We start from the raw sequence: 10,061 nt of genomic DNA on the forward strand, positions 1-10,061 counted from the left end.
TTGGTCGGGGGCCCGCCCTTTTTCCGTGCCCGAGCTTGTGAACATGTGAAAGACTTTCTCCGGGCCTTTCAGTCCCCCTCAATCCGCGATCTCGATGTCCATCGCACTCGCCAATGCGAGGAGAAGGCCCTGGGCGTCGGTGGTCTTCACCGAGATCCCCTTCAGGCTCTCGACACCCGTCACCCCGAGCAGTTCGCAGTCGGCGAACCGCGCCTTTTCGGCCCGCGTCCGGTGGAACCGCGCGCGTTCGAGGTTGCAGCCCTCGAACCGCACTCCCCTGATGTCGGCCTCCTGGAAATCGACCTCGGACAGGTTGCAGTCGCGGAAGACCACATCCTTCAACGTCGAGTAGCCGAACGAGGCCATGTCGACCCTGCACCCCTCGAACACCGTGTCCCGGACGGTGCAGGAGGACCACACGGAACCGGTCAGCCTGCTGCCGGTGACCGTCGCCCGCATGAGCGACCCGTCCCGTACGCGCACCCCGGCCAGGTCCGCGTTCTTCATGTCGACGTCCGACAGGAGCGCCCCGCGCAGGTCCGACCCCGTCAGCCGGGTGTGGGTGAACGTGCACCCCTCGAACTCGGCCGCCAGGACCGCGCGGTCGGTGAGGTCCAGACCGCCGAACGCCACTGCGAGGTACACGCCCTCGTCCTGAAGGTCGTGTTCCGGGAGGTCGGCCTCGGTCAGTCCACTCGGGATCTCGGGTGCCTGGGGGCGGGCGCCGCGTGCGGCCCGCTTGTGGTTCGACGATGGCATGGGGGCAGCCTAGTTCGCACCACGGACGGTGCCGCTCGTTGTAGGCTTCCCCCTCCACCGCCCACCCCTGCTCCCTCTCGAAGGGAAGGCCGTCCCATGTCCTCTGAGACCTCGGCGAGGCTCCTGCGGCTGCTGTCACTCTTCCAGGCCCGCAGGGACTGGACCGGAACGGAGCTCGCGGAGCGGCTCGACGTGACGCCGCGGACGGTGCGGCGCGACGTCCAACGCCTCCGGGACCTGGGCTATCCGGTGGACGCGACCCCCGGAGTGGCCGGGGGGTACCGCCTGGGGGCGGGATCGGCCCTGCCCCCGCTCCTCCTGGACGACGAGGAGGCGGTCGCCGTCGCCGTGGGACTCAGGTCGGCCGCCGCCGGCGGGGCGCTTTCGGGGATCGAGGAGACCTCGGCCCGCGCGCTGGCGAAACTGGAGCAGGTGCTCCCCTCCCGCCTGCGGCGGCGGGTCGGTGCGGTCCACGCCTACACCGATGCGATCGGGCGCCGCGCTCCGCTGGTCGAGGGCGAGCACCTGACGGAGATCGCTGCGTGCTGCCGCGACGCGGAGAGCCTGCGGTTCGGCTACCGCGACTACACCGGGGCCGAGACGCGGCGCCTGGTTGAGCCGCACCGGATGGTCCACGTCTCCGGCCGCTGGTACCTGCTGGCCTGGGACGTGAACCGGGACGACTGGCGGGTCTTCCGGTTGGACCGGATCGAGGACCCGCTCTCCCGAGGGCCGCGCTTCCGCCCGCGCACTCCCCCGGACGACGCCGCCACCTACGTGGCGAAGAGCATCTCCAGCTCCCCCTACTCGCACACGGCGCGGATCCTCCTGCACGCCCCGGAGTCGGAGGTCACGCAGCGGCTCTCCCCGATGGCCGGGGTGCTGACGGCACTGGACGACGGCACGTGCGAGCTGCGCACCGGCTCCCACGGGCTGGAGACCCTGGCGATCCACCTGTCGTTCCTCGGGCTGGAGTTCACCGTGCTGGAACCGAAGGAGCTGGTGGGGTACCTGCGGGATCTGGGGGACCGGATCGGGAGGGCGGTGGCCTCGGACGCCACCTCCGCGGCCCCCGGTGTCCCCGGCGCCCCCGGTGTCCCCACCGTCCCGGGGGCCTCGGGCACCTCGTCCACCCCCGACACTCCGTCAGGGTCAGACGACGGATAGAGGCCGGCAGCGTCGGCAGCGCCGGACGGCGCGCGCATGGGGGCGCTCGGGACGGCCCGGAACGCTGATCGGGGTGGCCGGGCGATGGGCTTCAGAAATGGGGCCTCGGTCGGCCTCGGTCGTGGGGCCTTGATCCGTGGGCGGTCGGTCCCCCGTCGCCCGAACAGGTGGACCGGCGGTGCCGCCGCCTTCTCACCGCTGAAATGTCGACAAAACCGCAGGTCGATATTTCGACTCGTCACTAAAGCGGGAAACGGTATGTCCGAAACCTGTCGTGCGGGTCGGACCTGCGGCTCCCCCCGTCGCCGGGGGCCACCGGCGACGGGCACACGCGCCTCCGCCCGCACCGCCGGTGGTCGGGATGCGGGTCGCCGTGGCCGCTCCGAGCGGCCGCCGTCCCCTGCGGGGCCGTGCCGGGCCCTCCCTGCCGCCGACCTACCGTCAGCAGGGGCGACGGGCACGCGTCAGGAACGCGGGGCGGTCCCCGCGTGCCACCGTCGTCCGGCGGGGGAGCCGGTCAGAGACCTGCGGGGGCTAATCCTCGTCGTTGGCCGGAACAGGCGGTGCTTCCATGAGCTGGCGCACCAGCGCTATGAACTCTTCGTCGCTCATCGCGGCCCAGTCCACACGCTCGTTCATGGTGACCGGTTTCCCCGGCTTGAAGATCGATAAGCATGATGAGCCGGATCCGGCCGATGTCATCGCGGTGAACACCCTGTGCCGCCCCGTCGTGTCCGGTGGCGCCCCGATGACGGACGATCACGCCCGGCGGGTCCTGCGTCCCCTCCCCCGCCGGACCGGCGGTGCGGCTCAGATGCGGCGGTTCACCGCACCCCGGCACTGCGGGCAGCGGCAGCGTTTGTTGAACCCGGTCACCGTGCCGTGCGGGATGCCGGGGTCGCGCTGGGCGGTGAGCGTGGCGTCGAGCTGCTCGCCGAACTGGCCGAGGATGCGGGCGGCGGAGAACACCCGCTGCGGGGTGAGGCCGAGCTCGCGCGCGGCGTCGTCGACGTGCGTCCCCTTGCGCAGCTTCGCGATGAGGCGCGAACGTACCGGCGGCGGGAACTCCTCCTCGGCGTTCGCGATCAACTGCTCGGCGTCGTCGATGGGGTGGCTCATTATCGTCCTTCTGAAGGGTCTGTCCTGGTGCATGGTACGCGTTCGGTGACCCATGTGTTCTGTGGTGACCCTGATCACCTGCGATGAAGGAAGCATTCCCGTTCGCGTAGGTGTCCAAGATGGACGAAAGTCGGGACCCTGACGCCCGAATGGTTTCCCACCCGGCGGGGCCGCGCGAATGGCGCCGCTCCCCGGACGAAGCACGGCCCGCCCCTGAAGCGAGGACGGCGCGGGCCTCGAATCGCAGGGGTGCATTATGGCCCGGCTCGCCATCGTCCACTCCGGGCTCCCCGAAAACCGGTCGGGCGGCCGCCTTCGGGCGAGCGCCCCGGACTGGCCGAGGGTGTCACCCGCCCTCCGTCGCCTGCCGTGTTCGCCGTCGCCCTCGTGGGCGGCGGGGGAGGGCTCTCTCCCCGCGCTCCGCGGCATTCCGGGTCGGCACCGGCTACGCCGTCCGGGCGGGCGCCGTCTCCGCCACCGTCGTGGGGCCGGTGTGGCCGGAGAAGTCGGCGCGTCTGCGGTGAATTCCGTGCCTGCTGTTGGTGGCCGGAGGCGTCGTCGGGCTGAAGGTCCTGCACCGAGGGGGGAAGGTGGCCCTCCGTAAGGCGGCGGCACGGGCCCATTCGCAGCCGATTTCTAGGAATTCATTGCTAGAGGCTAGGCATAGTGCTTCGCTAGTGCCACGGAACCGGTACTTCGCGTGTACGGGGACAGCGCTATGACCAGCCCCACCGTCCGTCGACGCCGACTCAGCGCGGAGCTGCGGCGACGCCGTGTCCAAGCCGGAATGACGCTCAGCGATGTGGCCGACGTCCTGGAATGGTCCCCGGCCAAGCTGGGCCACATCGAGACGGGGATCCGCAAGTGGCCGTCGGTGATGGAGGTCTCGGCGCTGCTCAAGCTGTACGGGGTGACGGGAGGCCAGCGCGAGGCCATCCTGACCCTGGTGCGGGAGTCGCGGCTGCGCCCGTGGTGGACGGAGTACGAGGACGTGCTCTCCTCCGCCTACGTCGGCAATGAGGCGGGGGCGGTCGCCATCGACACCTACGCGGGCATCCTCGTGCCGGACCTGCTGCAGGTGCCGGAGTACACGGCGCTGCTGGCGCGGGCGCAGGGGCGGGGCGAGCGGTCGGCCGAGCGGATGGTGGCGGCCTACCTGAAGCGCCAGGAGGCGCTGGACCGGGACAGCCTGTGGCGGTACCACGCGGTGCTCGAAGAGGACGCGCTGCGCCGGGTGTCGGGCGACCCCGACCTGCTGCACGCGCAGCTGCGGCGCATCGTCGACCTGCAGCGCGGCAACGAACGGGTGACGGTGCGGCTGCTGGCGGCGTCGGCGGGGCCGCACGCCGGGGCGTCGGGGCCGTTCACGGTGCTGGAGTTCGATGAGGACGAGGCGTCGCTGGCCTATGTGGACGCCCCGCACGGCGGCTCCATCGTGGAGTCGGAGGAGGGGGTCCACGGCTGCCAGGAGGTGTGGAGGCGGCTGAACGAGACCGCCCTGACGCCGGAGGAGTCCCTGACCAACCTCAAGCGGCTGTCACTGCTGACCTGAGGGGTCCCCGTCGCCCTCCCCAGGGGCGGCCCCGGGGCGGGCGTCCCCGGGTCCCCTGGTGTCCCTGGAGCCTCCGGCGCCCCCGTCGCCCTCGGCCCCTTCCTCCCCGCCGTCCGCGGCTTCAGGGGCTTCCGCGTCGCCTGTCCGCGCCTGCGCCTTCTCCCGCGCCTCCCTGGCGCTCTCCCCGCTCCCTGAGGGCGCGGGCAGGCCCGCGGCGGCATAGGCGTCCTTCTCGTCCAGCGTCTCGCGCTCCAGGAGCGCACGGGCCATGGCGTCCAAGCGCGCGCGGTTGTCGGCCAGGAGGCGCCGTGCGGCGTCGTAGCACTGCTCCACGATCCTCCGCACCTCGGAATCGACCGCGTCCAGCGTCGCGGGGGCGAACACCTGCCCGGGGCGTTCGCCGTCGGGGCCGGGCAGCACCGTCATCGGTCCGATCGCCTCCGACATGCCCCACCGGCCCACCATCTGCCGGGCGATGGCGGTGGCGTTCTCCAGGTCGCTCTCGGCGCCCGTGGTGACCACGCCGAAGACCAGCGACTCGGCGGCCATGCCGCCCAGGGCGCCGGTGATCCGGCCTTCCAGGTAGACGGCGTCGTAGCCGTACCGGTCGTCGTCAGGCGTGGACAGTGTCACGCCGAGGGCGCGGCCCCGGGGGACGATGGAGATCTTGCGGACCGGGTCGGCGCCGGGCTGGAGCATCCCCAGGAGCGCGTGGCCGGACTCGTGGTAGGCGGTGCGGGTGCGCTCCTGCTCCGGCATCACGACCGCCCTGGCGGTGCCGAGCTGGACCTTCTCCAGGGCGTCGGCGAAGTCGGCCGCGCTCACCGCCTCCTCGCCGCGCCGGGCGGCCAGCAGCGCCGCCTCGTTCACCAGGTTGGCCAGGTCGGCGCCGGTCATGCCGGGGGTGGCGCGGGCGACGGCGCCCAGGCCGGCGTCGGGGCGGAGCGGGACGCCGCGGGTGTGCACGGCCAGGATCGCCTCGCGGCCGCGGGTGTCGGGCGGGGACACGGCGACGGTGCGGTCGAAGCGGCCGGGGCGCAGCAGGGCCGGATCGAGGACGTCGGGGCGGTTGGTGGCGGCGATGACGACGATGCCCTCGGTGCCGCTGAACCCGTCCATCTCGGTGAGGATCTGGTTGAGGGTCTGCTCGCGCTCGTCGTTGCCGCCGACGGCGCGGCCGTCGCGGGTGCGGCCGATGGTGTCGATCTCGTCGATGAAGACGATGGCGGGGGCGACCTTGCGGGCCTCGGCGAACAGGTCGCGGATGCGGCTGGCGCCCACGCCCACGATCATCTCGATGAACTCCGAGGCGCTCGCGCTGAAGAACGGGACCCCGGCCTCCCCGGCCACGGCGCGGGCCAGGAGCGTCTTTCCGGTGCCGGGCGGTCCGGTGAGCAGGACGCCCCGGGGCAGGCGGGCGCCGAGGCGCCGGTAGCGGTCGGGCCTCTTGAGGTAGTCGACCACCTCCTCCAGCTCGGACTCGACCTCGTCGATCCCGGCGACGTCGTCGAAGGTGACCCGCACGGCCGAGGTGTCGACGGGGGTGGCCGAGCGGCTCTTGCCGAGGCCGCCCATGCCCCCCATGCCGCCCATCATGCTGCGCCCTTTGCGCAGCAGCCAGTACCAGAAGAGGCCGAACAGCAGGACGGGGAGCAGGGCCCAGAAGAGGTTGGCGAGCAGGCCGCGCTGTCGGGTGACGGGTTCGGCGCGGACCACCACCTCCTTGTCGACCATCTGCGCGTAGATGTCGTCGTCGGCGAAGACGGGGCGCTCGGTGGTGAAGGTGGTGTAGGTGTCGCCCTTGGACCCGCCGGGGACCTGCCGGGCCTTCTTGAGGGTGCCCTCGATGGTCTCGCCGCGCGAGTAGACCTCCTTCACGTTGTCGGCCGCGACCTGCCGGGTGAAGGAGGTGTAGGGGACCGTGGCGGCGCCGCGGCCGTCGGTGAGCCAGGTGAGGCCGAAGACGACCAGGTAGACGGCGGCGAGGGTGGTGAAGAAGCGGATCCACGCGGCCTTGGGGCGTTTGCCGCCGGTGCCGCGGCCGTCCCCGTCGGCGCCGGCGGGCATGCCCTCGGTGCGCCACGGGCCGCCGCCCGGCGCCCGGTCCGGGTCCTCGCCGGGCCCCCGTGCGGCGCCCTGCCCGGTGTCCCGGTCGGCGCCCCGTCCGTCGGCCGCACCGTCGTTTGGCCGGTCCCGGCCCGCCCCCTTGCCTTCGTCGGCCATGGTCCGCCTTCCTGTGTTCGCGCTGCTCACGCTAGGTCTGCGGGGCTCGCGAGGGCGGGGGGACACGCCCTGGCCCCGTCAAATCGAAGCAAAGCCGACACGGCGCCCGACCTGGGGCGCAGGGGGAAACACGCGGCGGGGCGGGAGATCCGCCGGGGGGTTGCTAGTCTGCAGGGAGACAACCCCATAAAGTGCTCTACCGACGCCTTCCGCTCGGGTGGCAGGGCAGAGGGACTCCGGCCAGGCGCCGGGGGCTTCCGCTCTCCGAGCCGCGCGTCCTTTCCTGACCCGAATATCCGTGATCGAAGAAGGGGTCCACGCCGTGAAGAAGATCATCGTGCTGGTGCTGGTGGCCCTCGGGGCGTTCGCCGTGTACCGGAAGATCCAGGCCGACCGTGCCGAGCTCGACCTGTGGACGGAAGCCACCGCGGCCAGCGAGAACTAGTTCAGCGCAGACCGGCGAGCCACGGCACGGCCGCGTGCCGGTGGCTGCCGTCTGCGTTTCTCCTGTGGGCGGCGTTCGTCCCCTTGCGGCGCCCACACGCCATCCCCTCCGCGAGGGCGGTATGCTCTACGCGTTCCCATGCCGCCCGGCGGCATGCCCGGGGCCATAGCTCAGTTGGCAGAGCGCTGGTTTTGCATACCAGAGGTCAGGGGTTCGACTCCCCTTGGCTCCACTCGCATCGACGCAGGTCGCAGACGTGACGACGGCCGCCTTCCCCCTCTGGGGGGGCGGCCGTTGCACATTCAGCGCAGATGAGTCCGGCTTCAGGCCCGCCCGCTGCCGCACGAGGATGTGTGAGGGCCCGAGCAGCCCACCGCCTATATGGTTGGCGAGCCCACCCCCGCTGCCGGTTGGAATCGCCATGCGCTTGGTCCTCGCCGATGACTCGGTTCTGTTGCGTGAAGGGCTCGTGCGGCTGCTGGAAGAGGCCGGGCACGAGGTGGTGGCCACGGCCGGAGACGCCACGGACCTCGATGCCCTGGTCGAGCGAACGGCGCCCGATGTGGCCGTGATCGATGTCCGCATGCCCCCCACCAACACCGACGACGGCCTTCGGGCGGCGCTGCGGCTGCGGGAGTCCCGACCCCGGACGGGCGTCCTGGTGCTGTCCCAGTACATCGAGCGCGGCTATGCGACCCGGCTGCTCACCGGCGCCCCGGAGGGGGTCGGTTACCTACTGAAGGACCGCATCTCCCGAGTGAGCGAGTTCCTGGACGCGCTGGAACGGGTCGCCTCCGGTGGTACGGCCATCGACCCCGAGGTCGTCCGTCGGCTCCTGGCGCATGCGGCCCGCCCCGACCCGCTGGCCTTACTCACCGCCCGGGAGCGCGAGGTGCTGGAGCAGATGGCCCAGGGCTACGGCAACGCCTCCATCGCCCGCAATCTCGTGGTCTCGCAGAGCGCGGTGGAGAAGCACGTCGGCTCCCTCTTCGACAAGCTCGGACTCACGCACACCACCGGCTACAGCCGGCGTGTCCTCGCCGTGCTGCGCTATCTGGGCGTCTGATCGGCCGGTGTGACCGGCCGAGGGTGGGGTTTTCCGCAGGTTCGGAGTGAGGCGGTCCCCTGGCGGCAATCGGGCAGTGGCCGCATTCCCCGGGGCGGTGCGGATTTCTAGCGTTGACCGGCATGAACACGCTTCTTCGCCGCGTCGGCGCCTGTCACCGACTCCTCCTGACCGCCGTCCTCGCGGTCTCCTCGACCACGGCCTCGGCGCTCCCAGCGGCCGCCGATCCGGGCGGCACCGGGCCTGTCCCCGCGGAGGTGGACCGCTTCCTGTCCGACTTCGTGGACGAGTCCGGTGTCCCCGGTGTCTCGGTCGCCATCACCAAAGGGACCGAGGTCGTGTACGTCACCGGAGCCGGACACGGCAGCGACGGCGAGCCCGTCACCGCGGACACGCTGATGCGCGTGGCCTCGCTGTCCAAGTCCTTCACCGCCCTGGCGGTCATGCAGCTGGTCGAGGAAGGGAAGGTGGACCTCGACCGGCCCGTGCGGACCTACCTGCCGGAGTTCACCCTGGACGACCCCCGGGTCGAGGACATCACCGTCCGGCAGCTGCTCAACCACACGTCCGGCATGGCCGACAGCGAGTTCCGCGACGAGCACCGGGTTGGACCGGACACGCTGGAGGAGTACGTGGCCGGGATGGCCGATGTGGGGCTGGCCGCCGAGCCCGGAAGTCGGTACAGCTACCACAACCCCAACTTCCGAGTCGCCGCGCGGCTGGTCGAGGTGGTCGGCGGGGAGCCGATCGACGAATACCTCGCCCGGCGGGTGTTCGCGCCCTTGGGCATGGAGTCGAGCCTCATGATCATCACCGGGGACCAGCCCGTTCCCGGTCTGCCCGATGGCCATGTCTGGGCCTATGGACGGGCGTTGCCCGCACCGGACCGCGGCCACGTCCAGGCGGGTGCGGGCGGTGTGGTCACCACGGCCCGGGACATGGCCCGCTGGTTGATCATGCAGAACAACGGCGGTGAGAGCGCCGAGGGCACCCCGATCGTGTCCGCAGGGAGCATCGCGGAGATGCACCGGCCACAGGGCCCCGGTGATGAACCGGAGGACGGCCACGGCCTGGGGTGGGCCAAGAAGCCGCCCGCCGACGGCAAGGGGCCGGTCCGCGTCTCGCACGGTGGAGCGGGTAGGACCTACGGCAGCTATCAGGGCCTGTTCACCGAGAGCGGCGGCTACGGCATCGCCGTGATGATCAATTCGGGACTGGGCCTTGACGTTCCCCAGCCCTCGGACGTGGTCGAAGGCCTGACCCCGATCCTCGGTATCGAGGAGCCCCGGCCCTACGATCACCCGCCGATGCTGACCCAGGACCTCGTCCTGACCCTGCTCGCCGTCCTGTCGGCCGGTCTCGGAGCCTGGGGCGCCCTCCGCTCGGGCCGGTGGGCGCGCCGACGGGCCGCCGGTCCCTGGTGGCGCACGGTTCTGGGCCTGCTGCCGAGCGCGGCCGTGATCACCGTGGTCCTGTGGACGCCCGCCTACCTCTCCGACCTCTTCGGCGGGCGTACGGTGACCTGGAGCCACATCGTGTTCGGTGCCCCCGTACTGGCGGCATGGTGCGCGGCCATGGGGCTGTCCGCGGTGCTGGTGACGGTGGTGCGAGGGATGCGGCTCCTCCGGATCCTCAGGTCACCGGATCCCGGGGAAGACGCGCGGTGACCACGGTCCCGGCTCCGGGCGGACTGTCCACCCGGAGCCGGCCGTCCAGGGCGGCGATACGGC

The 10,061-nt window shown here is 71.7% G+C and carries 9 protein-coding genes and 1 tRNA gene; 6 read left to right on the forward strand and 4 right to left on the reverse strand.

Annotation, left to right across the window (positions count from 1 at the left end; all coding sequences use genetic code 11):
- Positions 1 to 78 precede the first annotated feature (78 nt).
- Complete coding sequence (locus tag D476_RS0128755; RefSeq protein ID WP_017627342.1) at positions 79 to 759, reverse strand: pentapeptide repeat-containing protein; 681 nt, start codon at positions 757 to 759, stop codon at positions 79 to 81.
- Positions 760 to 855: 96 nt separating this feature from the next.
- Between D476_RS0128755 and D476_RS34920 the strand changes: the two genes are divergently transcribed.
- The gene (locus tag D476_RS34920; protein WP_017627343.1) at positions 856 to 1,926 is read left to right on the forward strand and encodes a helix-turn-helix transcriptional regulator; all 1,071 of its coding nucleotides are present in this window, start codon (positions 856 to 858) and stop codon (positions 1,924 to 1,926) included.
- Positions 1,927 to 2,460: 534 nt separating this feature from the next.
- Here the strand turns inward: D476_RS34920 and D476_RS37715 are convergent.
- Positions 2,461 to 2,640: a hypothetical protein gene (locus D476_RS37715; protein WP_152529460.1), complete on the reverse strand. Its 180-nt coding sequence runs from the start codon at positions 2,638 to 2,640 to the stop codon at positions 2,461 to 2,463.
- A 96-nt stretch (positions 2,641 to 2,736) separates the two neighbouring features.
- On the reverse strand, positions 2,737 to 3,045 hold the full coding sequence (locus D476_RS0128770; RefSeq protein WP_017627345.1) for a hypothetical protein: 309 nt from the start codon (positions 3,043 to 3,045) through the stop codon (positions 2,737 to 2,739).
- A 718-nt stretch (positions 3,046 to 3,763) separates the two neighbouring features.
- Here D476_RS0128770 and D476_RS0128775 point away from each other — a divergent pair.
- On the forward strand, positions 3,764 to 4,597 hold the full coding sequence (locus tag D476_RS0128775; RefSeq protein WP_083939685.1) for a helix-turn-helix domain-containing protein: 834 nt from the start codon (positions 3,764 to 3,766) through the stop codon (positions 4,595 to 4,597).
- Here the strand turns inward: D476_RS0128775 and ftsH are convergent.
- Positions 4,583 to 6,820: an ATP-dependent zinc metalloprotease FtsH gene (gene ftsH, locus D476_RS0128780; protein ID WP_017627347.1), complete on the reverse strand. Its 2,238-nt coding sequence runs from the start codon at positions 6,818 to 6,820 to the stop codon at positions 4,583 to 4,585. The genes D476_RS0128775 and ftsH overlap by 15 nt on opposite strands.
- A 322-nt stretch (positions 6,821 to 7,142) precedes the next feature.
- Here ftsH and D476_RS39475 point away from each other — a divergent pair, with 322 nt between their 5' ends.
- From D476_RS39475 to D476_RS0128800, 4 genes are all read left to right on the forward strand, one after another.
- Entirely contained in the window at positions 7,143 to 7,265 is a 123-nt protein-coding gene (locus D476_RS39475; protein WP_017595396.1) for a DLW-39 family protein, read from the forward strand.
- 159 nt (positions 7,266 to 7,424) lie between these two features.
- Positions 7,425 to 7,497, forward strand: a tRNA-Ala gene (locus D476_RS0128790).
- A 189-nt stretch (positions 7,498 to 7,686) separates the two neighbouring features.
- Complete coding sequence (locus D476_RS0128795) at positions 7,687 to 8,331, forward strand: response regulator transcription factor (protein ID WP_017627348.1); 645 nt, start codon at positions 7,687 to 7,689, stop codon at positions 8,329 to 8,331.
- A gap of 122 nt (positions 8,332 to 8,453) precedes the next feature.
- A complete protein-coding gene (locus tag D476_RS0128800; protein ID WP_026123948.1) occupies positions 8,454 to 9,998 on the forward strand; it encodes a serine hydrolase domain-containing protein in 1,545 nt (514 codons plus the stop codon).
- Positions 9,999 to 10,061 lie beyond the last annotated feature (63 nt).

This window comes from Nocardiopsis chromatogenes YIM 90109, from assembly GCF_000341185.1.
Taxonomy (GTDB): domain Bacteria; phylum Actinomycetota; class Actinomycetes; order Streptosporangiales; family Streptosporangiaceae; genus Nocardiopsis_A; species Nocardiopsis_A chromatogenes.

Coding starts and splice junctions, on each gene's coding strand:
- D476_RS0128755 (WP_017627342.1), bottom strand. CDS start 759: ATGCCATCGTCGAACCACAAGCGGGCCGCACGCGGCGCCCGCCCCCAG.
- D476_RS34920 (WP_017627343.1), top strand. CDS start 856: ATGTCCTCTGAGACCTCGGCGAGGCTCCTGCGGCTGCTGTCACTCTTC.
- D476_RS0128770 (WP_017627345.1), bottom strand. CDS start 3,045: ATGAGCCACCCCATCGACGACGCCGAGCAGTTGATCGCGAACGCCGAG.
- D476_RS0128775 (WP_083939685.1), top strand. CDS start 3,764: ATGACCAGCCCCACCGTCCGTCGACGCCGACTCAGCGCGGAGCTGCGG.
- ftsH (WP_017627347.1), bottom strand. CDS start 6,820: ATGGCCGACGAAGGCAAGGGGGCGGGCCGGGACCGGCCAAACGACGGT.
- D476_RS0128795 (WP_017627348.1), top strand. CDS start 7,687: ATGCGCTTGGTCCTCGCCGATGACTCGGTTCTGTTGCGTGAAGGGCTC.
- D476_RS0128800 (WP_026123948.1), top strand. CDS start 8,454: ATGAACACGCTTCTTCGCCGCGTCGGCGCCTGTCACCGACTCCTCCTG.